Here is a 24,845-nt window from a genome sequence, read left to right as displayed (position 1 = left end):
CCCTGCCGCCCGCCCCAGGCGAAGCCTCGCCCAGACGCGGCGGGCGCCGTGGACGAGGTCCATGGCGCCGCCCATGCCCTTGACCATCTTGCCGGGGATCATCCAGTTGGCGAGGTCGCCGTTCTCCGACACCTGCATGGCGCCGAGGACCGCGGTGTCGATGTGGCCGCCCCGGATCATGCCGAAGGAGAGCGCGGAGTCGAAGAAGGAGGCACCGGGCAGGACGGTGACCGTCTCCTTGCCCGCGTTGATCAGGTCGGGGTACACCTCGCCCTCGTACGGATAGGGGCCGGTGCCGAGGATGCCGTTCTCGGAGTGCAGGACGACGTGCACACCGAGGGGGAGGTGGCCGGGGACGAGGGTGGGCAGGCCGAGGGCCACCTTGCCTTCGAGGCGCTTCATGGCGCCTCCCCGCGCAGCGCGTCGGAGACGGACTTGACGCCGCCGTGCGCGGTGAGCCCACCGTCGACCGGGATCTCGGCGCCCGTGATGAACGACGCCTCGTCGGACAGCAGGAAGATCACGAGCGGGGTGACCTCGTCGACCGTGCCGGTGCGGCCGAGCGGGGTCTCATGGAGGTTCGCCGCGCGGAAGGCGGGGTGGGCGGAGGCGGTCATCTCCGTTTCGATGAAGCCGGGGTGGATGGTGTTCACCCGGATACCGCGCGGGCCCAGCTCCGTGGCGGCGGTCTTCGACAGGCCGCGCAGGGCCCACTTGCTGGACGTGTACGCGACCGGGTAGTGGCCGGTGAGCGCGGCGGACGAGCCCACGTTGACGACGGACGAGCCGGGAGGCATCAGCGGGACGAGGTGCTGGAGGCCCAGGAGCGGTCCGCTGACGTTGACGGCGTGGACGCGGGCGAAGTCCTCGGGCCGTACGTCGCCGAGTCGGGCCCGCCAGGTGATGCCCGCGTTGTTGACCAGACCGTGCACCGCGCCGTACGACTCCCGTAGTTCAGCGGTCAGTCGGGCCCAATCCTGCTCGTCGGTGACGTCGAGCCGGCGGCATCCGTCCGCCTGCTCGGCGTCGGTGGCGATGACCCGGGCGCCCTCGCGGGCAAGGGCCAAGGCCTCGGCGGCGCCCTGACCGCGGGCGGCCCCGGTGACGACCACGACCTTGCCGAGCAGCCGCTTGGGGTGCAGATCGTTCACGGCCGCTCCCGAGTACGTCGGCGGGCCGCGGGGATCGGCACCGGATCGGTGCCGGGCACCACCGTGTTGGACGTGGTGCCGATGCCCTCGACGGTGAGCGTGACCGTGTCACCGGGCTTCAGCGGAGGCGGTTCCTGCCGCCCCCGTACGCCCCACAGCTCCGCCAGGCAGCCGCCGTTGCCGCAGGTGCCCGAGCCGAGGACGTCGCCGGGGCGGACGGCGGTGCCCCGGGAGGCATAGGCGACCATCTCCTCGAAGGTCCAGCTCATGTTGGACAACAGATCCTCGCCGACGACCTCGCCATTGACCTCGGCGGTGAGAGCCAGACGCAGGAAGCCCTCGGCGTCGCGGTACGCGTCCAACTCCTCGGCGGTGACCAGATACGGGCCGAGGGTGGCCGCCGTGTCCTTGCCCTTGCACGGGCCGAGGCCCACCCGCATCTCACGGGACTGGAGATCACGCGCGGACCAGTCGTTGAAGACCGTGTAACCGACGATGTGGTCACGGGCCTGTTCCGGGGTGAGGTCGCGGCCCTCGCGGCCGATGACGGCCGCGACTTCGAGTTCGAAGTCGAGGACCTGCGCCCCGGGCGGCACGGGCACGTCGTCGTACGGCCCGAGAACCGCGTACGGATTGGTGAAGTAGAAGGTCGGGGCGTCGTACCAGGCGTCGGGCACCCCGGCGGCGCCGTCCACGGACCGGCGTACACCTTCGATGTGCTCCTCGAAGGTGACGAAGTCGCGGACGGTCCGGGGCTCCAGCGGCGGCAGCAGGCGCACCTCGGCGAGGGGGACCGCGGGGCCCACCGGGCGCACCCCGACGGCCTCGACCGGTGAGGTGCCGTCCGGCAGCGCGCGTACGACGCCGTCCTCGACGACGCCACGCAGACGACGGCCCTCGTGGACGTAAGTGGCTATGCGCATGTGTCCCTCATACCGGCGGGGCGACGAACACGCCGCGGTCGACGTCGTTGAACGACTCCTTCGCGACCAGCTCGTTCATGGGGTTGGCGGTGCCCCACTGGTCGGCGACTTCGGGCTGGGAGAAGTCGTAGACGTGCGGGTGCCAGGTGTCCTCGTCGAGGACCTCCAACTCCGTCGTGTACTCGATGGTGTTGCCGTGCGGGTCGAGGAAGTACGTGAAGGTGTTGTCGCCCGCAAGATGCCGCCCCGGGCCCCAGATCTTCCGGTGGCCGGCCCGGATGACGCGCCCGGAGCCGCGCATGTACTCGTCGAGGCCGCGCATCTCGAAGGAGACGTGGTGCAGGGCGGTGTGCGGACCCTGGGCGATGGCCATGGAGTGGTGCCGGCTGCTGATGCGCATGAAGTGCATCGCCTCGCCCATCCTCGGGTGCATGAGGGTGTCGGAGAGGCGGAAGCCCAGGTGGCGCTCGTACCACTCCCGAGTCCGGTTCAGGTCGGGGGAGTTGAGGACCACGTGCGACAGCTTGACCGGGATCGACTCCTTCTCCTCGATCCTGCGGTGCCGCCGGACGTCCACGTCGGCCGACACCTCGATGGTGCGCCCGTCGACGTCGAAGAAGCGGAAGCCGTAGCCGCCGCCGGGGGTGTCGACCTTGCCCGGCTGGGAGATCAACTGTACGCCGGACGAGGACAGTTGCTCCGCGAGCGTGTCGACGCCGGCCGCCGATACGGCCCCGTACGAGACGAGGTCCAGCCGCTTCTCGTCGGCCTTGCGCAGCCGTACGACGTACTGCTCGGGCGAGCCCTCGGCCGCCAGGAAGGAGATCCCGGAGTCCTCGGCCACCTTGGTCAGGCCCCAGACGCCGGCGTAGAAGTCGAGCTGCTTGTCGTAGTCGGGCACGGCGAGGTCGACGTGGCGGAGGTGGGTGAGCAGGCGCATGGTGGTCAGTCCTTCCGGAGGAGGGCGGCGGCGTTGCCGCCCCGTACGGCGTGGAACTCGGCGTCGGGCAGCCGCGCGGCGCGCAGGGCGCCGACCGGGTCCTCGGTGCCCATGTCGAAGGGGAAGTCGGAGCCGAGCAGGACCCGGTCGGCGCCGACGGCGCGGATCAACTCCCGCAGGACGTACGGGTCGTGGACCAGGGAGTCGAAGTACAGGCGCCGCAGATAGCTGCTGGGCAGGTGGGCGCAGCCCGCGCCCGCGTCCGAGCGGGCGGACCAGGCGTGGTCGGAGCGGCCGATGTGGGTGGGCAGGTAGCCGCCGCCGTGCGCCACGATCAGCTTCAGATCCGGATGCCGGTCCAGGACTCCGGAGAAGATGAGATGGGACAGCGCGACGGCGTTCTCGGTGGGCTGCCCGACGACGTTGGACAGGTACCACCGGTCCAGTCGCTCGTCGAGCGTGCACCCGAAGGGATGCAGGAAGAGGAGCGCTCCGGCCTCCTCGGCCCGCGACCAGAAGGGTTCGTACGCCGGATCGGACAGCTCCCGGCCCGGCGCGTGACTGGAGATCTCGACTCCCGACAGGCCTTGGTCCAGGGCGTGTTCCAGGGCGCGCACCGCCTGGTCCGGGTGCTGGAGGGGGGCGAGCCCGAGCCCCTTGAGCCGGTGCGGCGCCTGGGCGCAGTGGGCTGCGGTGGCCTCGTTGGCCAGCCGGTACGCCTTCTCGGCCGTCTCCTCGTCCGCCCAGTAGTGGTAGTGCGACGGGGACGGACTGACCAGCTGCACGTCCACGCCCTGGGCGTCCATCGCGGCCAGCCGCAGAGCGACCTCGGTCGCCTTGGGAACGCTCTCGCGGACCATGGCGCCGCTGACGGCCAGGGCCGCGGGGCCGTTGCGCCGGGCGTCCAGTGCCTTCGCCTCGGCCGAACCGGGCAGGCCGGCCACCAGCGCCTCGACCTCGGGCAGCAGGACGTGGGCGTGCACGTCGATGGTGGGCGCCGTCACGGCAGCTCCTTCAGGAAGGCCATCGTGCGGCCGATCAGGCCGGGCGCGTCGCCGCGCACGCCGTCCAGTTGCCACTGTCCGAGCTGCACGGACGCCTCGACGACGGTCCGCACGCGCGGGATGCGGCGCTCGTAGTACGCGCGGAACAGCTCGTCGTCCCAGGCCCGCCCGCTGGTGAGCAGCTCGGCCAGGACGGCGGCGTCCTCCAGGGACATGGCGGCGCCCTGGGCGAGGGTGGGCGGGCAGCAGTGGGCGGCGTCACCGACGAGGACGACCCGGCCGCGGTGCCAGGAGCCCTCGACCAACAGCCGGTCGAACCAGGTGTAGTTGACCTGTGCTGGGTCGTCGAGGTGCTGGACGATCTCCGACCAGACACCGCCGTAACTCTGCGCGAGCCGGCGCATCTCGTCCGCGTACGCCTGCGGAGGGATCGAGGCGCGGTCGCGGCACGCCTCGACGACGTACGCGTAGATCGTGTCCTCACTGGTGGGGCAGTAGCCCGCGATGTAGGCCGGGCCGCCGTACGTCAGGTCCGTGCGCGTGACGCCCTGAGGGCGCGGGGCGGGGGCGCGCCAGATGGCCATGCCGGTCGGCTCGGGTTTCGTGGTGATGCCGATCGCGGCGCGGGTGGCGGAGCCGAGGCCGTCGGCGCCGATCACCAGGTCGTAGCGGCCGGCCACGCCGTCGCTGAAGCGCACCGAGACGCCCTCGGCGTCCTGCTCCAGGCTCTCGGCGGTGGTGCCGAGGCGTACGGTGGCACCGGACGCGCGGACGGCGTTCATGAGGATCTGCTGCAGCCGGGGCCGCTGCATGCCGAGGGTGGCGGGCAGGTCCTCGCCGCCCGTCTGCAGGTCCTCGGCCACGTGGAGCAGGGTTCCGTCGGGGGCGGTCACGCCCAGCGAACCGAAGGCGAACCCGTAGGTGCTCACCTGGTCCCACACGCCGAGTTCGCGCAGCACACGCAGGGCGTTGCCCTGCAGGGTGATACCGGAGCCGGTGGTGGCGTTCCAGTCGGCCCTGGCCTCGATCAGGTCCACGGCGAGGCCGGCACGGCGCAGCAGGATGGTCATGGCGTTGCCCGAGGCGCCGCCGCCGACGACGAGGACGGTACGGGGGTTGGTCATGGGGAACTCCCTTGTTCCGCCGGTCACTTGACGGCAATCGGATTGACCGGGGAGCCGACGGCTCCGGTGATGGGCAGAGGTGCGGCGGTGAGCCAGAACTCGTACACGCCGTCCCGCGCGCAGTCGGCGGCGAGCGCGTCCAGGTCCCACATCTCGCCGATGAGGAGGCCGATGTGGGGGATGGCGACCTGGTGCAGCGGCTGGAAGGCGTGCTCGAACTCGTTCGGCCGTACCTCGAAGCCCCAGGTGTCGGTGGCGATCGCGGCGATCTCGGTGCGGTGCAGCCAGCCGGCCGTGGTGAAGGACAGTCCGGGCGAGTCGCCGCCCGCGTAGTCGCCCCAGCCCTCGCGACGGGCCCGGGCCAGCCGCCCGGTGCGTACGACGACGATGTCGCCCCGGCCCACGGCCACCCCGTGGGCTTCGGCGGTCGTGGTCAGGTGCTCCTCGCTGACGGCGAATCCGTCGGGCAACTCACCTTCATCGCCGATGACTTGGCCTACGTCGAGGAGTACGCCCCGCCCGGCGACGTACGACGCCATGTGTTCGATGCCCGTGACCAGGTCGCCGTCGGAGGTGACGGTCCTCGCGGCGTCACGTCCGTTCCAGGCCTTGCCGTGGTCGAAGATGTGCCCGAGCCCGTCCCACTGGGTGGAGCACTGCAGCGGCATGCTGATCACGTCGTCGGCGCCGCCGATGCCGTGCGGGAAGCCCTGGTTTCCGAGGGCCGCGTCGGTGCCGGTGTCGAGCATGGTGTGCACGGGGTTGGTGCGGCGCCGCCAGCCCTTCTGCGGTCCGTTCATGTCGAACCGCTGGGAGAGCGAGAAGCTCACGCCCCGCCGGACGAGGGCCGCGCCCTCGCGGCGCTTGCCCTCGTCGAGGAAGTTGAGTGTGCCGAGCACGTCGTCGGCTCCCCAACGCCCCCAGTTGGAAAAGGACTTGGCGGCATCGGCGATCGCGGCCTCGGGGTCCTCGCGGTTCACGCGTCCTCCCCGACACATCGCGTGCGCTGTGCGCCCAGTCCCGTGATCGAGCCGTCCATCACGTCACCGTCGCGCAGCAGCCGCCCCCAGTGCATGCCGTTGCCGGCCGGGGAGCCCGTCAACACCAGGTCGCCGGGCAGGAGTTGCGCGGTCTGTGAGGCGTACGACACCATTCGCGCGACGCTGAAGATCATGTCCTTGGTGGACTCGTCCTGCATGGTCTCGCCGTTCAGCTTCAGCGTGACCCGCAGGTCGCCCGGGTCCGCGATCGACTCCGCCGGAACGATCCACGGGCCGAGCGGGGTGAAGCCGGGTGCGTTCTTGCTGCGCAGCCAGTCGGTGCCGATGGCCGGCATGTCCCGGCGGAAGACGGTGGCGCGGTCGGTGAGGTCGTTGGCGATCGTGTAGCCGGCCACGTAGTTCAGCGCTTCCGCCACAGAGACCCGGTAGGCGGGTGCCGCGATGACAGCCGCCAACTCCAGTTCCCAATCGGGCTTTTCGGCCCAGTCGGGGAGTACGACGTCGTCGTACGGGCCCGCGATCGCGCTCGGCAGACCGATGAAGACGTAGGGCAGGTCCTCGGCCGCCCGCCGGTCCATGATCTCGGCGATCTCCGCGCGCGCCTCTTCGACCGTGCGAGGGTCGTCGGGGGAGCGGTGGGCGACCTCCAGGTCGATCACGTGCTGCCGGTAGTTGGCGCCGGACTGGAAGACCTGGCGGGGCTCGACGGGTGCGTGGATGTGCAGGCCGTCGAGCGGGAGCCGGTCGCCGGTCGTGACGGTTGCCAGTGCGTGCAGGCGGGGAAGCAGTTCCTCCCAGCGCTCGAAGATCGCACGCGCGGTCAGAGCGGGCTCGCCGATAGCCGTACGAAGGTTCAGCACGCTGCCCTCCGGGACCACGAGACCAGGGAAGGGCTCCTGGCCGGGGACGGAGACGGTGCCGAGGGCGAAGGGTCCGGAGAAGGACGCGGAAGGGGCTGCGGGTTTCACGGGGGATGTCCTCCTGATTGCGGTGTGACTAATCTGGCCCCGCACCTCGTAATCCGGGAAATCGATTCTGTGGATGCGGATCATCCAGCCCGTTGATGCCCGCCTCTGTGCCCTGGGAGCACGCCGTGAACCTGGCCAGCCTCGACCTCAACCTCGTCGTCGCCCTGCGCGCGCTCCTGGAGGAGCGCAACGTCACCCGCGCGGGCAGGCGGATCGGCCTCAGCCAGCCGGCGATGAGCGCCGCCCTCGCCCGGCTCCGGCGCCACTTCGATGACGACCTGCTCTCCCGCATCGGCGGCCACTACGAGCTGACCGCCCTCGGCCAGGTCCTCCTCGACCGCACCTCGACCGCCTGCGACCTGCTGGAACGCCTCTTCACCAGCCAGGCCGACTTCGACCCCGCCACGGAGTCCCGCGAGTTCACGATCATGGCCTCCGACTACGCGGTCGCCGTCTTCGGCGCCCAACTCGCCCGCACCCTCCACCGGGAGGCACCGGGCATCCGGCTGCGCTTCACCCAGACCCCGACCGGCATCATCGAGGCGACCGGCACAGTGCTCAGCACGAGCGACGGCCTGCTCATGCCGCACGGCATCATCAGCGACTTCCCCGCCACCGAGCTCTATCAGGACCAGTGGGTCTTCCTGGTGGCCGACGACAACCCCGAGGTGGGCGACCACCTCACCCGGGACGACCTGGCACGGCTGCCGTGGGTGACCTACCTGCGCACGTACGATTCCCCGGCCGTGCGCCAACTGGGCATGCTCGGCATCGAGCCGAGGGTCGAGGTATCCGTCGACAGCTTCCAGGTGCTGCCGTTCATGGTGGCCGGCACGCGGCGCATCGCTCTCATCCAGGAACTGCTCGCCGAGCGGCTGCGCGGCCTCGCCCCCGTACGGATCATGAAGGCCCCCTACGACGCCGTACCGCTCCGGGAGGCGCTGTGGTGGCATCCGGTCCACACCCACGACGCCGCGCACATCTGGTTGCGGGAGACGGCCGCGCGAGTCGCCGCTTCGGTGAACGGGCAGGTCATCCACGGGGCGGATGAAGGTGATCCGGGAGATCGATCGCGTGAGGGCTAGGCGCCGGGTGCGGGCTCGCTCATAGTCGGGTCAGTTCCTGACGCCCGCTGTTCCGGGCGCAGTCCCCTCGGGTGTGCGGGTCCCCACGGCGTGGCACGGCCACGGCAGGTACGGCTCGGCACCCTCTGCCACCGCTCGTGGAGCTCCGTATGCCCGGATCCGTTCCCCTGCCCGCGCTCGACCCCGACACCGTTCCCGACGGGGGCCGCCTGCCTGCCACGCTCCTCATGGCCGGCAGTTGTCTGCCCGTCCTCGGTGCCGTCCTCATCGCCCCCGTACTGCCCAAGATGCAGGACCACTTCGACTCGGTCCCCGGTGCCAAGACCCTCGTCCCCGTCGTCCTGACCATCCCCGCGCTCGCACTCGCCCTGCTGGCCCCGTTCGCCGGCGTCATAGTCGACCGCCTGGGACGCACACGCCTGTTGATCGTCGCGACCGTGCTGTACGCGGTGTTCGGCACCGCGCCGCTCTGGCTCGACTCGCTCGGCGCGATCGTGGCCAGCCGGGTGCTGGTCGGCATCAGCGAGGCCGCCATCATGACCTGCTGCACCACGCTGATCGGCGACTACTACACGGGCCGGGTACGGGATCGCTATCTCGCCCTGCAGACGATGTGCGCCTCCGCCGCCGCCACCGCGTTCTTCGTGCTCGGCGGCGCGCTCGGCTCGGCGGGCTGGCGCGCGCCCTTCTGGATCTACGCCGTCGGCCTGCTGCTGGCCCCGGCGATGGCCGCCGCGCTGCCCAAGCCCCGGTCCGGTGGCGCACCTGTGGACTCCGTATCCGCCGCCGAGGCACGGCCGTTCCCCGTGCGACGCCTGGCAGGGCTGTGCGCGCTGACCATGTTCGGCGGCACCGTCTTCTACGCCGTACCGGTTGAAATGTCCTACCTGCTGGACGACTTGGGCGTCACGTCGACCGGTGTCATCGGCCTGGCTACGGCCCTCGCCAGCGCTGCCACCGTGGCCGGCTCGGTCACCTTCACCAGGCTGCGCGGCGAATCCGGGGGCCGACTGCCCGCGGTCTTCGCTCTGTGCGGGGCCGGATTCGTGGTGATGGGCCTGTCCGGCGACCCCGTACTCCTGGTCGTCGGCGCGGTGCTCAACTGCCTGGGCTGCGGCGTCCTGTTGCCCTCCCTGCTCACCGTCGCGCTGTCCCGGCTGGAGTACGCCGACCGCGGGCGCGGCACCGGTCTGTGGACGGCGGCGTTCTTCGCGGGCGAGTTCGTCTGCCCGCTCGTGCTGATCGCCGCCGAGTCGGCGGTCGGGAGCCTGTCCGGCGCCGTCGGTCTGCTGGGCCTCGCCTCGGCCCTGACGGCAGCCGGGCTGCTGTGGGCCCGTCGACGGGTGTCCCTCGCGGAGGAGATCCCGCGGCCGTAGGTGGTGGGGGGACCGGGGTGCCGTGAGGTCGGCGATGGCGGTGGCGCTGCGGCTTATGTCGCGGACCCCACTCCAGGCCGAGTTGGGTGGAGACCAGGCCGACGGTGCCGGTGGGGATGCCGACGGCGGAACCCGCCCCGTGACCAGCGGAACCCGCCCCGTGACCAGGTGCGTGGCGGTCTGCTCAGGAAGGGTCCGCGTCGCGGCTTCCGAGCACCCCCAGAATGCGCTCGGCGGCCAGTGTGGCCGTCAAGCCGCCGTCCCTGACCTGCTGTTCGAGGGCGGGCGCGAGGGCCCGCACCGCCGGGTCGGCGTGCAGGCGCCCCAGGAGTTCGTCACGGACCATGCTCCAGGTCCAGTCGACCTGCTGGTCACGGCGCTTGGCAGCAAGGCGCCCGGTCGAATCCAGCAGCGTACGGTGCTGTTCCAGACGTTCCCAGACGGTGTCCAGGCCGGTCGACTCTCGCGCACTGCAGCTCAGCACGGGCGGGGTCCAGACCGCGTCCCTGCCGTGCATCAGCCGCAGCGCGCCCGCCAACTCCCGTGCCGCCGCGCGGGCGTCGCGCTCGTGCGGGCCGTCCGCCTTGTTGACGGCGATCACGTCCGCCAGCTCCAGGACACCCTTCTTGATGCCCTGCAACTGGTCGCCGGTGCGGGCGAGGGTGAGGAGCAGAAAGGAGTCGACCATGTTCGCGACCGCGGTCTCGGACTGGCCGACGCCGACGGTCTCCACGAGGACGACGTCGTAGCCGGCCGCCTCCATCACCACGATCGACTCGCGGGTCGCCTTGGCGACCCCGCCCAGCGTGCCCGCGGTGGGAGAGGGGCGGACGAAGGCCGCCGGGTCGACGGCCAGGCGTTCCATGCGGGTCTTGTCACCGAGGATCGATCCGCCTGTGCGGCTGGAGGAGGGGTCGACGGCGAGCACCGCGACCCGGTGTCCGAGCTCGGTCAGCAGGGTGCCGAACGCGTCGATGAACGTCGACTTGCCCACGCCGGGCACCCCGCTGACACCGATCCGCCGCGCCCGGCCGCTGTGCGGAAGCAGCTCGGTCAGCAACTCCTGTGCGAGCGCCCGGTGTTGGGGACGGGTGGACTCGACGAGGGTGATGGCGCGGGCGATGAGGGCCCGCTTCCCGTCAAGGACGCCCTTCACATAGACGTCGACATCGATCACAGGTCGTGCCCGAGGCCGGCCGACAGCCGTGCCACCAGATCGTGGGCGGCGTCCGGGATCACCGTCCCGGGCGGGAAGACGGCCGCCGCACCCATGTCCAGGAGCGTGGGCACGTCCTGCGGCGGAATCACCCCACCGACCACGATCATGATGTCCTCGCGTCCCTCCTCCGCGAGCTGCTCGCGCAGCGCCGGTACGAGGGTGAGATGCCCGGCGGCCAGCGAGGAGACCCCGACGATGTGCACATCCGCCTCGACGGCCTGACGTGCCACCTCGGCCGGGGTCTGGAACAGCGGGCCGACGTCCACGTCGAAGCCGAGGTCCGCGAAGGCGGTGGCGATGACCTTCTGGCCGCGGTCGTGGCCGTCCTGGCCCATCTTGGCGACCAGGATGCGGGGGCGGCGGCCCTCGGCCTCCGCGAAAGCGGACACCAGGGTGCGGGTGCGCGCCACGGACGGGGACTCGCCTGCTTCGTTGCGGTACACGCCGGAGATCGTACGGATCTGGCTCGCGTGCCGGCCGTAGACCTTCTCCAGGGCGTCGGAGATCTCGCCGACGGTGGCCTTGGCGCGAGCGGCGTTCACCGCCAGTTCCAGCAGGTTGCCGTCGCCTCCGGCCGCCCGGGTGAGCGCGTCGAGCGAGTCCTGGCACGCCCGCTCGTCCCGTTCCTCGCGCAGCCGCCGCAGCTTCTCGATCTGCTGGGCGCGTACGGAGGAGTTGTCGACCTTGAGGACCTCGATCTGCTCGTCGCTGTCGACGCGGTACTTGTTGACGCCGATGACCGGCTGGCGCCCGGAGTCGATGCGCGCCTGGGTACGGGCCGCGGCCTCCTCGATGCGCAGCTTGGGGATGCCCGCGTCGATGGCCTTGGCCATGCCGCCCGCAGCCTCGACCTCCTGGATGTGCTGCCAGGCCCGGCGGGCGAGGTCGTAGGTCAGCTTCTCGACGTAGGCGCTGCCGCCCCACGGGTCGATGACCCGGGTGGTGCCGGACTCCTGCTGGATCAGCAGCTGCGTGTTGCGGGCGATGCGCGCCGAGAAGTCGGTGGGCAGGGCGAGCGCCTCGTCCAGCGCGTTGGTGTGCAGCGACTGGGTGTGGCCCTGGGTGGCCGCCATGGCCTCCACGCACGTACGGGTCACGTTGTTGAACACGTCCTGCGCCGTCAGCGACCAGCCGGAGGTCTGCGAATGGGTGCGCAGGGAGAGGGACTTGGCGTTCTTGGGGTCGAACTGCTTCACGAGCTTCGCCCACAGCAGCCGGGCCGCCCGCAGCTTGGCGATCTCCATGAAGAAGTTCATGCCGATCGCCCAGAAGAAGGAGAGCCGGGGTGCGAACGCGTCCACGTCCAGACCGGCTTCACGGCCCGCCCGGATGTACTCCACCCCGTCCGCGAGGGTGTAGGCCAGCTCCAGGTCGGCGGTCGCGCCCGCCTCCTGGATGTGGTAGCCGGAGATGGAGATGGAGTTGTAGCGGGGCATCCGCTGCGAGGTGAAGGCGAAGATGTCGGAGATGATCCGCATCGACGGCTTCGGCGGATAGATATAGGTGTTGCGGACCATGAACTCCTTGAGGATGTCGTTCTGGATGGTCCCGGCCAACTTCTCGGGCGGTACGCCCTGTTCCTCGGCGGCGACGATGTAGAGCGCGAGCACCGGCAGCACGGCGCCGTTCATCGTCATCGACACGGTCATCCTGTCCAGCGGGATGCCGTCGAACAGCTGCCGCATGTCCAGAATCGAGTCGATCGCCACGCCCGCCATGCCGACGTCACCGGTCACGCGCGGGTGGTCGCTGTCGTAGCCACGGTGGGTGGGCAGGTCGAAGGCGACCGACAGGCCCTTCTGGCCGGCCGCGAGATTGCGTCGGTAGAACGCGTTGGACTCCTCGGCGGTCGAGAAGCCCGCGTACTGGCGGATCGTCCAGGGCTGGTTGACGTACATCGTCGGGTAGGGACCGCGCAGATACGGGGCGACGCCCGGGTAGGTGCCCAGGAAGTCCAGGCCCTCCAGGTCCTGCCCGGTGTAGAGCGGCTTGACCGGGATGCCCTCCGGGGTCTCCCAGAGCAGGTCGTCCCCGCCCGCCGCCTTCTTCACGGCCGTCCGCCACTCGTCGGCGCCGCCGCCGACGCTCGGGGTCCCCAGCTCGATCCCGGAGAAGTCGGGGATTTTCATCAGGACACTCCCATGCGGTCAAGGGCGGCGGACAACACGGCCACGGCGTCGCAGCCCGCGAAGACGTACGAGTCGACACCGGCGTACTGACCGGGACGACCCGCGAGGAACACATGCGAGGCACCCGCCGACCTCAGATCGGCGGCCACGGTCTCCGCCTGCTCCTCGTACAGCGCGTCGCTGGAGCACAGGCAGACCTCCGTGGCACCGCTCTCCTCGAACGTGCCCGCGGTGACCGGCTCGATGCCGCCCGCCTGGAAGAGGTTCGAGGCGAAGGTCGCCCGCGCGGTGTGGGCGGCGGCCGGACCGATCGTGGCAAGCAGGACGCGCGGCCGGGAGCCGGTCGCCGCGAGGTGGGCGTCGGAGCGGGCGCGCAGCGCCTCGAACGCCTCGTCGCGCCGCACACGCGGCAGCCCGCCGGACGGCGGCTCGGGCGCGCTCTCGCGGACCACCGGCTTCTCCGCCAGGTGCGGGAACTCGCTGACGCCGGTGACGGGTTCGCGCCGCTTGGCGAGCTTGCTGCTGCGTGCCTGCCAGGTGCCGGCCAGGTCCTCCCCGAGCTGTCCCGAGCGCAGAGCGGCCGCCTGCCCGCCGAGCCGCTCGATCCGCTGGAAGAACTCCCAGCCCGAGTGGGCGAGTTCGTCCGTCAGCCGTTCCACGTACCAGGCACCGCCCGCCGGGTCGATCACCCGGGACAGGTGCGACTCCTCGATGAGGATCGTCGAGGTGTTGCGGGCGATGCGCCGCGCGAACGCGTCCGGCAGCCCGAGCGTGTGGTCGAAGGGCAGCACGGTGACCGAGTCGGCTCCGCCCGCCCCGGCGGCCAGTGCGGCGATGGTCGTGCGCAGCATGTTCACCCACGGGTCGCGCCGCGACATCATCACCGGCGAGGTCACGACGTGCTGGAGCTGTGCCCCCGCGCCCGGCGCTCCGCAGACCTCGGCCACCCGGGCCCACAGCCGGCGCGCGGCCCGCAGCTTGGCGATCGTCAAGAACTGGTCGGCGGTCGCCGCATACCGGAACTCCAGCTGCGCACACGCCTGTCCGACGCTCAGCCCGGCCTCGGTCAGCTCCCGCAGATACGCGACCCCGGTCGCCAGCGAGCAGCCCAGTTCCTGGGCGGCCGAGCCGCCGGCCTCGTGGTACGACAGCGCGTCCACCGTCAGCGCCCGCAGTCCGGGGTACTCCTCGGCGCACAGCCGCGCGAGGCCGGCCGCCGACGCGAAGTCGAGGGCCTGTCCGGTACGGGCCTCGTGACCGAGCGGATCCGCGCCCAGGTTGCCGCGCGCCGCGTCCTGGGCGACGCCCCGCTCCTCGTACAGCCGCAGCAGCTCGCGAGCCGAAGGCTCCACTTCATGCCCGGCGTCGAGGACGACGGGGGCCAGGTCGAGATGGACGCCGTCGAGGGCCTGGCCGAGCGACGACACAGGAATGCCCGCCTCGCCGACGACGAGCCACAGGGAGGTGACCCCGTTCTCCAGGTCCGCGAGCACCCCGGCGCCATCGGCCGTCGTGTGCCGTTGGCGCACGTCCCAGCCGCCGACAGTGTTCCCCTCGGCTCGGCTGCCGCGCACGAAGGGCGCGAGCCCCGGGAAGCCCGGCTCGGGCGCGCTGTCGTGCGCGGTGTACAGGGGGCGGGTGCGCAGCCCGTCCTCCAGCGCGGTGGACAGGGCTTCCTCGGCCTGAGCACCCTCGACGTCCTTGCCCGACTTGCGCAGCACGCCCGCAACAAGGCGCTGCCACTGCTCGTGGGTCACATCAGGGAACTCGCCGGCCAGTTCAAGCCCGTCGTCAGGCAGGACCGTCATGCTCAGATGCTAGGCCAGAGGCGCAAAGGAGCAGCAGAGGGCAGGGCTGTGACCTTGCCCTCTCCGAGGATGTGACCTGGCCCTCGTTCGGCCTTGAAGTCCGCGCAGGTCACGTACTACGACAGTACGCGCACGTCGACGAGGGCCGGATGCCACTCGGCGAGGAAGACGACCGGCCCGGGCCGCGTACCGGGCGCAGGCAACACGGTCCGGCGCCGGCCCAGGCACCGGAAGGAGTTCAGCGCCGTGCTGTCCGCGTCCGGCCGGCCCTGCTGTGTCAGAGCTTGCCCGCGGCTGTGCCGTGAAGCGAGGAACTTGCCGAAACGTGCCAGGCGTACGGAAGTTGGCCTTACGCCGCCGGGACGGAGCGACGAAGAGCGGACCGGCCGCAGCACTCAGGGATGGCCTGATTCGAAGGCTGTCCGCCCTTCCTTGAGCCGGGAGAAGAGGCGCCGTCCCAGGCGGTGGACGACCTCCCGAAACCCCAGGTCAACGACGGTCAGTAACCGATCCCGAGCGCACAGAGGCGCCTCGGTACTCGCACCATCCCAGCGATCCTTCCCGTCCCGATTCGCCGGAGCCGGTGTACTGGGTCACCCCGCGCCACTTGGCCCCTGACGACGGCGTGCTCGCCGAGCGGATCGGCGACACCCTGGCCGACCTCGCCTGGCGCATGTGGCCCACTGCCCGCCACACCCTGTTTGCTTCGGACTGTACGAACAAAGAACGTTCCTCGTCTGCTGGTGGTGCACGATCTATGTGGTTACTGACCGGGGAGGGCCCGTTCCGTCAGGGACGGGCCCTCCCCGGCAGCAGAGGGTCAGACTCGGTCGGCGGCGATGAGGAGGTACTGGAAGGACCCATCCTTGTACGAGTTGATGAACGCGTCCTCAATTCCCGTGACCAGCGAAGACGTTGCCCGCAGCTCCCAGTAGGGCAGAGTGGCGGGGGTGAGGTCGACGACGGCCTGTGGCACGAGGCGATTGTCGGCCATGGCACGCAGGTACTCCCGGCGCGAGTGGATGTTGCACTCGAAGTGCGCGTTGATCTGGGAGACCCACTTCGAAGGCTGGCCGTACCGCGGGTTCCAGCAGCCGGTGATGGTCACGTAGCGACCGCCGACCTCGAGGATGCGGGAGTGTTCCGCGAAGAGGTCCTGCAGGTCGACGTACATGCTCGACTCGTTGTTCCACGAGGCCGCGGCCTGCCCGGTCTCGAAGGGCGTGGAGAGCATGTTGCAGACGCGGGCGTGTACGTGGTCCTGGATGCGGAGTTCGTGGGCCCGCCGGTTGGCGAAGTCGGCCTGTTTGGCCGAGAGCGTTACACCTTCGACCTTGCATCCGAAGCGTTGGTGCGCCATCACCATCGACCCGCCGCGCCCGCAGCCGGCGTCCACCAGGGTGTCGTCACGCCCGATGTCGCCGAGGTGCCCCAGGAGGAAATCGGCCTGCGCCGACTCCAGTCGGTGGAGCTCGGCGATCAGCTTCTTCTCGCACTCGCTGTCCTCGGCGTCGCCGAGTGCGGAGTGGTCGACTTCACCGATGCCGTAGTGGTGGTGGTAGAGACCGTCGACATCGCCGAGACGCAGGTTCACGGGCCTGGCCTCCGCGTCCCAGTAGCGGGCGATGTCTCCCTGGTAGGGGGTCGACGGGCCGGGGATGCGCAGAGGGTGGCCGGTGGCGGTGAGTTCGGTGCTGGTCGTGCTGGTCACAGATGAGTCCATTCTTCCTACCAGAAGTCGGGCAGGCCGTAGCGATAGGTGTTGGTCTGGTGCCAGTGGTGGTTTCCGTCGACCCAGGCGGCCACGCCTCGCAGGAAGCGCTGCACGGTCGGGACGGGGCAATCGACGGCCAGGGCCGCCGCGTTGCTCTCGAAGTCGTGCATGAGGTCGTTGTGGACCTCGACCGACTTCAGATAGGCGTCCCGGTCGGAGAGGCCCTCACGTTCGGCGATCACGACGGGCAGGTTCAGGTGCCGCCCGGGAGCGTCGAGCTCCTTGGTGTACGAGTACAGGTCGTTCACGATGGTCGTCGCGTTCCCCGCGAGCGCGATGACCTTCTGCATGGCGGTCTGGGCATGCAGGTCCGACGGCAGCTCGTAGCCGCCGACGGTGTCGGTGATGGTCGGACAGGGGCGGAAGTTGTTGAACTGGCGCATCGCCAGGTACTCCCACACCTCGGGTACGTGGTCCATCTGGGCCCAGGCGGCTTCGGCGAGGTACCCCAGGTGAAGCCGGGCCATGTCGTGCCGGAATCGATCGGTCTGGGAGGGGCTGGCTGCTTGGTTGAAGTAGCCCATGGCGGAGCGGTAGGCGCGCCGAGGCGCGTCCGCATGGAGCGACTTCGCCCATGGCGCCTGGTACTCGTCTGTCGTGTACACGGGGTCGAGTGCGGTGTGCGCCAGCAGAAGGCGTTCGCCGAGGCCGTCGGGCGAGCCCCCGTGGTCCTCGCAGTAGCAGTCGTCCACCGCGTTCTCGGCCACCATCAGACGGGTGGCGATCATCAGGTGGTCGACGGTGGGTGCGTCCGGATGGCAGCCGACCATGTAGCGGCCCACGGAGAAGCCGTCGAACTGCTCCTCCCAGTCCTCGGGATACAGGGAGACCTCGTCCAGCGCCCAGGACTTGATCCTCCGGCTGACCTCTTCGACCCGCACCGGGTCGGGCTCTGCCACCTGGTGGTAGTAGAGGCCCGGGATCGTTCTGCCTTCCGCCGTGGCTGCCGACGGTTCCGAAGGCGTCGGCGGCTCCTCCCGCGGGAACAGGCGCAGGCCCGCCGTGCCCAGGCCGCTGGGGCCGCGCAGGATCCGCTCCAGGTCGGGGATCGGTGTGGGCAGCACGCCTGTCGGGGCATCGGGGGACCGCTGTGCGGGCACGGAAACCGCAGGCTGTGCGGGCACGGACGGCGCACCGGGTGGGCCGCCGGTGACGGCTTTGATATCGCAGGCACGGGCCGCGGCTCCAGCGAGGACGTGCGCCCCGAAGTGGGCAGCGGCCGCCGGCAGGCTCGACTGCGGAGGTGTCGGGTCAGGCGCGGGCATCGATGGCTCCTTCGTGGGGTGGGCGGCCGTCCCGGGGCCTTTCAGGTGTGCGCGACCGACCCGGATGGTCCGGGGTGTCGCACCATGCCGCGCAGGCCGAGCCCGCTACCTGGGCCATCGGGCGATCTGTACGTTCTCCAGCACGCCGACCGCGTCCGGCACGAGGATGGCGGCGGAGTAATAGGTGCTGACGAGGTAAGAGGTGATGGCCTGCTCGTTGACGCCCATGAAGCGAACCGACAGGCCCGGTTCGTACTCGTCCGGCAGGCCTGTCTGATGAAGACCGATGACACCCTGGTTGTCCTCGCCGGTACGCATGCAGAGGATCGAGCTGGTCTTCTCCTTCGTGATGGGGATCTTGTTGCAGGGAAGGATCGGAACCCCGCGCCAGGCCGGGACCTGCTGACCACCCAGGTCGACGTGGTCCGGATAGAGCCCGCGGGCGTTGAACCCACGCCCGATCGCCGCGATGGTCTTCGGGTGCGCGAGGAAGAACTTGGACCCGCGACGGCGGCAGAGCAGCTCGTCCATGTCGTCCGGGGTCGGCGGGCCGGAATGCGTCTGGAAGCGCTGCTTGAAGTCGGCGTTGTGGAGCAGGCCGAACTCCCTGTTGTTGACCAGCTCGTGCTCCTGGCGCTCGCGCAACGCCTCGATGGTGAGCCTGAGTTGCTCCTTGGTCTGGTTCATCGGCACGTTGTAGAGGTCCGCGACCCTTGTATGGATCCGCAGAATGGTCTGCGCGACCGAGAGTTCGTACTCGCGCGGATTCAGTTCGTAGTCGACGAACGCGCCGGGCAGCTCATGCTCGCCGGTGTGGCCGGCCGACATCGCGATCTCCGCCTCGCCGCGGTGGTTCTGCCGTTGGCGGGGAAGCGACGTGAACCGTTCGATGTGGTCCCGCAGGCCCGGCGCCGTGGACAGCACGGCCTCGAAGTCGGCGCGAGACAGGGTGAGCAGGGTGCCCGAGGTCTCGGCGGTGGCGGTGTGCTCCCAAGGGGCGTTCCCGTCCAGCAGGGCGTTGTCCCCGAACCGGTCGCCATCGGCAAGTACGTCCAGCGCGACCTCGTCGCCGTACTCGCCGACGGAGGCCCGGCTGATGCGGCCGTGGGCGATCAGGTGGAGCCGATCCGCGGGCGCACCGCGTTCCACCAGCGTCTCGCCGGCCCGGAAGTCGCGTTGGACGCACCGATCGGCGAGGGCCGTAAGTACCTCCACGTCGTCGAAGCCGCGCAGCAGGGCCAGTTCACCGAGCTCACGGGGGATCACCCGGACGTCGGCGCCGTCCTGGACGAACTCCACGCGCCCGTCGCCGACGGTGTAGGTCAGACGACGGTTCACCCGGTAGACCCCGCCCTTGGTCTCCACCCAGGGGAGCATCCGCAGCAGCCAGCGAGAGGTGATCTCCTGCATCTGCGGGGCGGACTTGGTGGTGGTGGCGAGGTTGCGGGCGGCCGCCGTGCCGAGGCTGGATTGCCGGGGCGGCTCCAGTCGCGTCTCCGGGCTCGAGTCAACAGTCATCGGGCGAGCTCTCCTTGTTCAGGGCGGTGATGGCACGTATGCGGGTGTCATCGGACAACAGGGGGAAACGGGGTATATGAAGGGAAATCAGTCCAGATCCAGGTGAACACTAATGGCCGCTTCGCCCCGTGGACCAAGGAAAGTGCGCGACATTAACTCGATGCGATGATCGCGCCCGCGCAATGTTTGCCCGGGTACCGACGGGATTCAGCCCCGGTTGGGCGGCGTGTCCCGACGAGCGACCGGTCGGCTTCCACAGTGAGGGACCGACGAGTCGAGGGGTCGTGGAAGTGCCGTATATCCAGGCCACCTTGGGTGATCGGGCCAGTCGGGGGCGCCCGCCCGCTGCCGCCACCGTCCGCAGGTGTGGGGCGGCCGGTGCCTCGCATCACCGCATCGGAGACGCGACAGGACTCAGCCGGGGCAACGGTGCGGCTGGGGCGACGCTTCGATATGCGCTGCCGTGTGCTTCTATCCGCCAGTCAGAGCACCGCGAAGGCCGGATCGACCACGGCCCCTGTGCGTAGGCGCCTGGTCGCGGCGGCGCCGCTCACGCGCACGTGAGCCAGGAACTCGCCGGCGAGTCCGCCGTGGAAGGCCGCGGGCACCAAGTCCTACACCTTGATCACCCCGTCGACCGGGCCCTACGCCGCAAAGCGCCGCAGCACCTCGACGGTGTCGGGGAGCCGGTCCCAGGTGAAGCTGGGGGCGAATCATCCGCTGGGTCTCGGGACGGGCAGCAGGCGGACGGCGGCGGCGGTGACCACGCCCAAGTCGGACTGGGTGAACAGGTGGAGCAGAGAGGGGCTGCCCCCGGGTTCGCGCCCGGGAACGCCAGTCATTTCTCCCCGGATTCTCCCCAGCGGTCACTGAAGGGAGAAATGCCTGGTCAGAGCCTTGGCGAGGGTCGGTAGACGAGATTACTCGCATCACTTCTCCCCAGGGACTCCCCAGAGCGCGTCATGGCTCCGTTTTCGGAAGATGCGAAAGCGAGCAGGGTGAGTGACCGGAAGTGCGATCGCTTGCCTTCAGAGCCAGTCCCGCCGCTTAAAAATCACGTACAAACTGGCACAAACTACCCCCATCAAGCCGATCGCGAAGGGGTATCCGAAGCTCCAGCCCAGCTCCGGCATGTTCTCAAAGTTCATGCCATAAATAGTTCCCACGAGTGTGGGAGCAAAGAGGATTGCCGCCCAGCTCGAAATCTTCTTGATCTCCTCGTTCTGTTCGAAGCCCGCCTCCGCCAACGCGCGCATCTCGGCGTTCTGTTGCTGGGTCACCAGGGTCGCGTTGACGGTGAGGATGTCGGTGAGGGCCTGGCGGAAGCCGTCCACGCGTTCGCTGGTGTGGGTGACGTGGTCGGCGACGTCGCGGAGATAGCGCTGGAGTTCCTCGTCGGTGCCGTACTTGGCGAAACCGGCCATCAGGCCGTGCAGCATGCCGACCAGGGGGCGGGTGGCCCGCTGGAACTCGACCATCTCCCGGGAGAGTTCGTAGATGCGGCGGGAGACCTTGGGATCGCCGCGGAAGACCTCGGTCTCGATCTCGTCGATGTCGTTCTGGACGCCGGAGACGACGGGGACGTAGCCGTCGACGACGGAGTCGAGGATCGCGTAGAGAACGGCCTCCGGACCGAGCTTCAGCAGCTCCGGGGTGTCCTCCATGCGACGGCGCACCGCCGAGAGATCCGGTGCCGCCCCGTGGCGGACCGTGATCACGAAGTCGGGCCCCACGAACACGTGCAGCTCGCCGAAGTCGACCTCCTCGGCCGCGTCCAGATAGCGGGCGGCGCTCAGGACGACGAAGAGCGTGTCGCCGTAGCGCTCCAGCTTCGGGCGCTGGTGCGCCTCCATCGCGTCCTCGACGGCGAGCGGGTGCAGGTCGAACTCGGCGGCCAGGGAAAGGAGTTCGGCCTCCGTCGGACGGGCCAGACCGATCCATGCCATACCGGCCGGCTGCTCGCGCAGTTCACGGAAGGTCTCGGAGAGGGAGGAAGGCGTCGCGACGCGTACCCCGTCGCGGTACAGGGCCGCCTGTACGACGCTGGCGACGTCGGTGGATTCCGGTGCCTGTGCGTCGGGGCGGGGCGAGGGGGGCTGCGCGGGCGGCGCGGCCGGAGGATTCAGGGCGCGCCGCCAGACGGGCTTCCTGACGTCCTTCGCGTTTCCCGTGTTCTTCGCGTTTCCCGTGTTCTTCGAGGCTGAGCGGGCGCGTCGCTCGGACATCGCAGCTGCCTCCCATGTCGAACGTACGTCTGTCTGATCACGGAGCAGGATATACGGGGCAAACGACCTGAGCGTGCCCAGTCACCTCGGGATCCGGTGAGAGTCGCGGACAGAACGTGTCCGCAAGCGGCGCTAGCGTGCGGAGCATGACAAAGACGACCAGGACGCCCGCGACCGCCAGGACGACCGCGAGGACCACGACCGCCGGCCCCGTACTCGGCACCAGTGCCCTCAACCGCGCGACCCTCGCCCGACAGCTCCTGCTGCGCCGCTCGCCGCTGTCCGCGAAGGCCGCCGTCGAGCATCTCCTCGGTCTGCAGGCGCAGAACGTGAAGCCGCCGTACTACGCCCTCGCCGCCCGCCTCGACGGCTTCACGCCTCAGGCGTTGTCGCAGCTCATGGCCGACCGGGAGGTCGTCCGCATCGTCACCATGCGCTCCACCATCCACACGCACACCGCCGACGACGCCCTCATCCTGCGCCCGCTCGTACAGGCCGCCCGCGACCGGGAGCTGGGCAATTTCCGCAACGGGCTGACCGGCGTCGACCTGGACCGGCTCGCCGCGCTCAGCCGTGAGCTGGTGGAGGCCGAGCCGCGCACCATGAAGCAGCTGCGCGAGGCGCTGCTCGCCGAGTGGCCCGACGCCGACCCGTTCGCCCTCTCCGTCGCGGCCCGCTGCAAGCTGCCGCTCGTCCAGGTCACCCCGCGCGGCCTGTGGGGGCGCAGCGGCCAGGTCGCGCTCACCACTGCCGAGCACTGGCTGGGCCGCCCCGCCGAGCCGGCTCCCGCGCCCGACGCGACCGTCCTGCGTTACCTCGCCGCCTTCGGGCCCGCCTCCGTCAAGGACATGCAGACCTGGGCGGGGCTGACCCGGCTGCGTGAGGTCTTCGAGCGCCTTCGGCCCCGGCTGATCACATTCCGTGACGAGAACGGTGTCGAGCTCTTCGACCTCCCAGACGCGCCCCGTCCGGACGCGGACACCCCGGCCCCGCCACGCTTCCTGCCCGAGTTCGACAACCTGCTGCTGTCCCATGCCGACCGCTCCCGGGTGGTTCCGGCCGACCTCAAGGGGCACACCTGGCAGGGCAACCACGCGTACTGCACGCTGCTCGTGGACGGCTTCCTCGCGGGCATATGGCGGCAGGAGGGCGAGGTCCTCACCATCGGGCCGTTCGGCAAGCTCGCCAAGGCCCAGCGCGACGAGGTCGTTCAGGAGGCCGAACGGATGCTCACGGTGATGGCGGGCTCGTCGTCGTACGACATCCGCTTCGGCGCCCTCTCCAGGTAGACCTCATTCCGCCCGCCCTGTCACCGCCACCGTCAGCCCCAGCCCGATCATCGTGAAGCCGCCGGCGCCGCCGATCAGCGACAGACGTCGGTCGGAGCGCGCGAACCAGGCGCGGGCCGCGGACGCGGTCAGACCCCACAGGGTGTCCGTGACCAGGCCGATGGAGATCGGGACCAGGCCCAACAGCAGCATCTGGAGCGGGAGTCGACCGGCGGAGTGGTCGACGAACTGGGGGAGCACCGCGGCGAAGAAGACGACGCCCTTGGGATTGGTGACGCCGACGAGGGCGCCGTCCAGGACGGTACGGAGATCGCCGCGGGCCGGCGCCGCGGAGTCCGCCCGGATCGAGGCGGCCTTCATCTCCTTGCGGTGCCGGAAGGCCTGCACACCGAGGAAGACGAGATACGCCGCACCGGCCAGCTTCACCGCCAGGTAGACCGTCACCGACCGCTCGACCAGCGAACCGATCCCGAAGGCGACCGCAACGACCAGCAGGTACGAGCCCACGACATTGCCGAGCGCGGTCGCCACGGCGGTGCGGCGGCCATGCGCGAGCGCCCGCCCGATGACGAACAGCACGCTCGGGCCCGGGATCACGATCACGAGCAACGACATCGCCGCGAAGGCGAGGAAACGGTCGGTGGACACCATGTCCATCACCTCCCACAAGGGCCCATTGAAACAGCAGGTCCGCAAGGCGCTCTACAGTCCATGCCATGGAATTGCGGCAGCTCAGCTACTTCGTGACGGTCGCCGAGGAGCTGCACTTCGGCCGGGCGGCCGCACGGCTGCACATCGTGCAGTCGGCCGTCAGCCAGCAGATCCGGCGGCTGGAGCGGGAGTTGGGCGCGGAGCTCTTCGACCGTTCACCTCGGCATGTGCGGCTCACCGGCGCGGGGGAACGACTGCTGCCCGAGGCGCGGGCGGTGCTGGTGGCGGCGGACCGGGCCCGGGCGGCCGTCGCCCCCGTCGCGGCGCTGCGGCTCGGTACCAGTACCGGCCTCGGCGAGCATCTCGACCGGGTGCTCGCGGCCTTCGCCGAGCGGGAGCCGGGCGTCCAGGTCGAGCTGGTCGCGCTACCGGCGGAGGAGCGGCTCGCCCGGGTCGCGGACGGGCGGCTCGACGCGGCGTTCGTACGGGGCGCCGCACCACGGGAGCACCCACCGGGCGTGCGGGTGCTGCCGCTGTGGCCCGACCCCCTGGTGGCCGCGCTCCCCGCCGGGCACCCCCTGGCGGCGCGGGACGAGGTGGCCCTGGACGAGCTGGCCGGGCTTCCGCTGAGCATCACTGCCCGCCGTATCAATCCCGCGCTGGTCGACCTGGTCGTCGGGGCCTGTCACGACGCCGGGTTCGAACCGCTGCCCGGGCCGACGAGCGGCTCCTTGCAGGACACCCTCGCGACCATCGGTGCCCGGCCGCTGTGGACCGTGGTCTACGCGTCCCACGCGCGCGTTCTGCACACGCCCCGGGTCGCCTATGTGCCGTTCCGGGCGCCGGGGCTGGCGCTCGGAACAGGGCTTGCCGTGCACGGCTCGGAGCCGACGCCGTATCTGGACGGTCTGCTCGCGGCCTGTGGTGATCACGAGAACTGATCGCTGCCGTCTTGGGCTGCTTCTTGGTCGGTGACGCCCCGCGCGATGGACTGTTCCCGTACTCACCGAGCGGCAAGGGCCGCCGTACACAAGGGAGTTCAGCCATGCCCATCGTCACCGTTCAGCAGGGTCCGCGCGACGTCGAGCTCAAGCGGGATCTCGTCAAGCGGGTCACCGACGCCTTCGTCGACGCGTACAAGATCCCGGCCGACACCGTGCAGGTGTGGATCCACGAGGTGCCGGCGGACAGTTGGGGAAGCGCGGGGAAGCTGACCGCCGACAAGTAGGGGGGAGCGGGGGAATGGATAGGGGGCGGGGGGGGGGGGGGGGGGGGGGGGCGCCCCCCCCCCCCCCGGCCCCCCCCGGGGGGCGGGGGGCCCCCCACGACCACAACAAAAAAACACAGACGGAAGAACAGAAGAAACAACACAAACACCACCCCCGCCGCCGCGCG

Annotated in this window: 22 protein-coding genes and 1 pseudogene; 5 read left to right on the top strand and 18 right to left on the bottom strand. The window is 70.3% G+C overall.

The annotated features are described in order from the left end of the window. Window positions 1-33 precede the first annotated feature (33 nt). The 8 genes and pseudogenes from ACIBK0_RS31965 to ACIBK0_RS31930 all read right to left on the bottom strand — a co-directional run. Window positions 34-402 (bottom strand): annotated as a pseudogene (locus ACIBK0_RS31965) (CoA-transferase); the annotation flags it as partial. Then, complete coding sequence (locus ACIBK0_RS31960) at window positions 399-1,151, bottom strand: SDR family NAD(P)-dependent oxidoreductase (protein WP_399087556.1); 753 nt, start codon at window positions 1,149-1,151, stop codon at window positions 399-401. The pseudogene ACIBK0_RS31965 and the gene ACIBK0_RS31960, both read right to left, overlap by 4 nt. Further along, window positions 1,148-2,074, bottom strand: coding sequence for a fumarylacetoacetate hydrolase family protein (locus ACIBK0_RS31955; protein ID WP_399087554.1), 927 nt, complete (start codon window positions 2,072-2,074; stop codon window positions 1,148-1,150). Before ACIBK0_RS31955 ends, ACIBK0_RS31960 begins: the two co-directional genes overlap by 4 nt. A gap of 7 nt (window positions 2,075-2,081) precedes the next feature. Further along, window positions 2,082-3,014: a VOC family protein gene (locus ACIBK0_RS31950; protein WP_399087552.1), complete on the bottom strand. Its 933-nt coding sequence runs from the start codon at window positions 3,012-3,014 to the stop codon at window positions 2,082-2,084. Between the two features lie 5 nt (window positions 3,015-3,019). Beyond that, on the bottom strand, window positions 3,020-4,018 hold the full coding sequence (locus ACIBK0_RS31945; protein WP_399087550.1) for an amidohydrolase family protein: 999 nt from the start codon (window positions 4,016-4,018) through the stop codon (window positions 3,020-3,022). After that, on the bottom strand, window positions 4,015-5,142 hold the full coding sequence (locus ACIBK0_RS31940) for an FAD-dependent oxidoreductase (protein ID WP_399087548.1): 1,128 nt from the start codon (window positions 5,140-5,142) through the stop codon (window positions 4,015-4,017). Before ACIBK0_RS31940 ends, ACIBK0_RS31945 begins: the two co-directional genes overlap by 4 nt. Before the next feature lie 23 nt (window positions 5,143-5,165). Further along, entirely contained in the window at window positions 5,166-6,140 is a 975-nt protein-coding gene (locus ACIBK0_RS31935) for a cyclase family protein (protein WP_399087546.1), read from the bottom strand. After that, on the bottom strand, window positions 6,119-7,111 hold the full coding sequence (locus ACIBK0_RS31930; RefSeq protein ID WP_399087544.1) for a fumarylacetoacetate hydrolase family protein: 993 nt from the start codon (window positions 7,109-7,111) through the stop codon (window positions 6,119-6,121). Before ACIBK0_RS31930 ends, ACIBK0_RS31935 begins: the two co-directional genes overlap by 22 nt. A 125-nt stretch (window positions 7,112-7,236) precedes the next feature. Between ACIBK0_RS31930 and ACIBK0_RS31925 the strand changes: the two genes are divergently transcribed. After that, entirely contained in the window at window positions 7,237-8,196 is a 960-nt protein-coding gene (locus tag ACIBK0_RS31925; RefSeq protein WP_399087539.1) for a LysR family transcriptional regulator, read from the top strand. Between the two features lie 149 nt (window positions 8,197-8,345). Beyond that, a complete protein-coding gene (locus ACIBK0_RS31920; protein ID WP_399087537.1) occupies window positions 8,346-9,572 on the top strand; it encodes an MFS transporter in 1,227 nt (408 codons plus the stop codon). Window positions 9,573-9,756: 184 nt separating this feature from the next. Here the strand turns inward: ACIBK0_RS31920 and meaB are convergent, their stop codons facing one another. The 9 genes from meaB to ACIBK0_RS31875 all read right to left on the bottom strand — a co-directional run bounded on the left by meaB (window position 9,757) and on the right by ACIBK0_RS31875 (window position 21,510). Next, window positions 9,757-10,749 carry a methylmalonyl Co-A mutase-associated GTPase MeaB gene (gene meaB / locus ACIBK0_RS31915; protein ID WP_399087535.1) on the bottom strand — a complete coding sequence of 331 codons (993 nt, stop codon included), beginning with the start codon at window positions 10,747-10,749 and terminating at the stop codon, window positions 9,757-9,759. Continuing rightward, on the bottom strand, window positions 10,746-12,920 hold the full coding sequence (gene scpA / locus ACIBK0_RS31910; RefSeq protein ID WP_399087533.1) for a methylmalonyl-CoA mutase: 2,175 nt from the start codon (window positions 12,918-12,920) through the stop codon (window positions 10,746-10,748). The genes meaB and scpA overlap by 4 nt, the downstream gene beginning before the upstream one ends. Continuing rightward, window positions 12,920-14,728: a methylmalonyl-CoA mutase family protein gene (locus tag ACIBK0_RS31905; protein ID WP_399087531.1), complete on the bottom strand. Its 1,809-nt coding sequence runs from the start codon at window positions 14,726-14,728 to the stop codon at window positions 12,920-12,922. Before ACIBK0_RS31905 ends, scpA begins: the two co-directional genes overlap by 1 nt. 820 nt (window positions 14,729-15,548) lie before the next feature. Next, window positions 15,549-16,451 (bottom strand): geranyl diphosphate 2-C-methyltransferase, encoded by a 903-nt coding sequence (locus ACIBK0_RS31900; protein ID WP_399087529.1) that lies wholly within the window; start codon window positions 16,449-16,451, stop codon window positions 15,549-15,551. A gap of 5 nt (window positions 16,452-16,456) precedes the next feature. Continuing rightward, window positions 16,457-17,767 carry a family 2 encapsulin nanocompartment cargo protein terpene cyclase gene (locus ACIBK0_RS31895; RefSeq protein WP_399087527.1) on the bottom strand — a complete coding sequence of 437 codons (1,311 nt, stop codon included), beginning with the start codon at window positions 17,765-17,767 and terminating at the stop codon, window positions 16,457-16,459. Between the two features lie 105 nt (window positions 17,768-17,872). Further along, the gene (locus tag ACIBK0_RS31890) at window positions 17,873-19,285 is read right to left on the bottom strand and encodes a family 2B encapsulin nanocompartment shell protein (protein ID WP_399087525.1); all 1,413 of its coding nucleotides are present in this window, start codon (window positions 19,283-19,285) and stop codon (window positions 17,873-17,875) included. 482 nt (window positions 19,286-19,767) lie between these two features. Continuing rightward, a complete protein-coding gene (locus ACIBK0_RS31885) occupies window positions 19,768-19,896 on the bottom strand; it encodes a hypothetical protein (protein ID WP_399087523.1) in 129 nt (42 codons plus the stop codon). 102 nt (window positions 19,897-19,998) lie between these two features. Continuing rightward, window positions 19,999-20,127 carry a hypothetical protein gene (locus ACIBK0_RS31880; protein WP_399087521.1) on the bottom strand — a complete coding sequence of 43 codons (129 nt, stop codon included), beginning with the start codon at window positions 20,125-20,127 and terminating at the stop codon, window positions 19,999-20,001. Between the two features lie 186 nt (window positions 20,128-20,313). Further along, window positions 20,314-21,510 carry a magnesium and cobalt transport protein CorA gene (locus tag ACIBK0_RS31875; RefSeq protein ID WP_399087519.1) on the bottom strand — a complete coding sequence of 399 codons (1,197 nt, stop codon included), beginning with the start codon at window positions 21,508-21,510 and terminating at the stop codon, window positions 20,314-20,316. Window positions 21,511-21,656: 146 nt separating this feature from the next. On the opposite strand from ACIBK0_RS31875, the gene ACIBK0_RS31870 reads away from it, so the two are divergent. Continuing rightward, on the top strand, window positions 21,657-22,799 hold the full coding sequence (locus tag ACIBK0_RS31870; protein WP_399087517.1) for a winged helix DNA-binding domain-containing protein: 1,143 nt from the start codon (window positions 21,657-21,659) through the stop codon (window positions 22,797-22,799). A gap of 3 nt (window positions 22,800-22,802) precedes the next feature. On the opposite strand, the gene ACIBK0_RS31865 is transcribed toward ACIBK0_RS31870, so the two are convergent. Next, complete coding sequence (locus ACIBK0_RS31865; protein ID WP_399087515.1) at window positions 22,803-23,450, bottom strand: LysE family translocator; 648 nt, start codon at window positions 23,448-23,450, stop codon at window positions 22,803-22,805. A 65-nt stretch (window positions 23,451-23,515) separates the two neighbouring features. On the opposite strand from ACIBK0_RS31865, the gene ACIBK0_RS31860 reads away from it, so the two are divergent. Then, window positions 23,516-24,391: a LysR substrate-binding domain-containing protein gene (locus tag ACIBK0_RS31860; protein WP_399087513.1), complete on the top strand. Its 876-nt coding sequence runs from the start codon at window positions 23,516-23,518 to the stop codon at window positions 24,389-24,391. A 104-nt stretch (window positions 24,392-24,495) separates the two neighbouring features. Further along, window positions 24,496-24,678, top strand: coding sequence for a 4-oxalocrotonate tautomerase DmpI (dmpI, locus tag ACIBK0_RS31855; RefSeq protein ID WP_399087511.1), 183 nt, complete (start codon window positions 24,496-24,498; stop codon window positions 24,676-24,678). The last annotated feature ends 167 nt before the right edge of the window (window positions 24,679-24,845 follow it).

It is taken from the genome of Streptomyces sp. NPDC050564, from assembly GCF_044457265.1.
Taxonomy (GTDB): domain Bacteria; phylum Actinomycetota; class Actinomycetes; order Streptomycetales; family Streptomycetaceae; genus Streptomyces.
Note: the sequence above shows the minus strand (reverse complement) of the source record. Positions and strands in the feature narration are given on the sequence as shown.

What these genes read in the sequence shown, in the direction of transcription:
- ACIBK0_RS31955 (WP_399087554.1), bottom strand. Translation starts at nt 2,074, where the DNA reads ATGCGCATAGCCACTTACGTCCACGAGGGCCGTCGTCTGCGTGGCGTC.
- ACIBK0_RS31950 (WP_399087552.1), bottom strand. Translation starts at nt 3,014, where the DNA reads ATGCGCCTGCTCACCCACCTCCGCCACGTCGACCTCGCCGTGCCCGAC.
- ACIBK0_RS31940 (WP_399087548.1), bottom strand. Translation starts at nt 5,142, where the DNA reads ATGACCAACCCCCGTACCGTCCTCGTCGTCGGCGGCGGCGCCTCGGGC.
- ACIBK0_RS31935 (WP_399087546.1), bottom strand. Translation starts at nt 6,140, where the DNA reads ATGTGTCGGGGAGGACGCGTGAACCGCGAGGACCCCGAGGCCGCGATC.
- ACIBK0_RS31920 (WP_399087537.1), top strand. Translation starts at nt 8,346, where the DNA reads ATGCCCGGATCCGTTCCCCTGCCCGCGCTCGACCCCGACACCGTTCCC.
- scpA (WP_399087533.1), bottom strand. Translation starts at nt 12,920, where the DNA reads ATGAAAATCCCCGACTTCTCCGGGATCGAGCTGGGGACCCCGAGCGTC.
- ACIBK0_RS31905 (WP_399087531.1), bottom strand. Translation starts at nt 14,728, where the DNA reads ATGACGGTCCTGCCTGACGACGGGCTTGAACTGGCCGGCGAGTTCCCT.
- ACIBK0_RS31900 (WP_399087529.1), bottom strand. Translation starts at nt 16,451, where the DNA reads ATGGACTCATCTGTGACCAGCACGACCAGCACCGAACTCACCGCCACC.
- ACIBK0_RS31895 (WP_399087527.1), bottom strand. Translation starts at nt 17,767, where the DNA reads ATGCCCGCGCCTGACCCGACACCTCCGCAGTCGAGCCTGCCGGCGGCC.
- ACIBK0_RS31890 (WP_399087525.1), bottom strand. Translation starts at nt 19,285, where the DNA reads ATGACTGTTGACTCGAGCCCGGAGACGCGACTGGAGCCGCCCCGGCAA.
- ACIBK0_RS31880 (WP_399087521.1), bottom strand. Translation starts at nt 20,127, where the DNA reads ATGACTGGCGTTCCCGGGCGCGAACCCGGGGGCAGCCCCTCTCTGCTC.
- ACIBK0_RS31875 (WP_399087519.1), bottom strand. Translation starts at nt 21,510, where the DNA reads ATGTCCGAGCGACGCGCCCGCTCAGCCTCGAAGAACACGGGAAACGCG.
- ACIBK0_RS31870 (WP_399087517.1), top strand. Translation starts at nt 21,657, where the DNA reads ATGACAAAGACGACCAGGACGCCCGCGACCGCCAGGACGACCGCGAGG.
- ACIBK0_RS31865 (WP_399087515.1), bottom strand. Translation starts at nt 23,450, where the DNA reads ATGGTGTCCACCGACCGTTTCCTCGCCTTCGCGGCGATGTCGTTGCTC.
- ACIBK0_RS31860 (WP_399087513.1), top strand. Translation starts at nt 23,516, where the DNA reads ATGGAATTGCGGCAGCTCAGCTACTTCGTGACGGTCGCCGAGGAGCTG.
- dmpI (WP_399087511.1), top strand. Translation starts at nt 24,496, where the DNA reads ATGCCCATCGTCACCGTTCAGCAGGGTCCGCGCGACGTCGAGCTCAAG.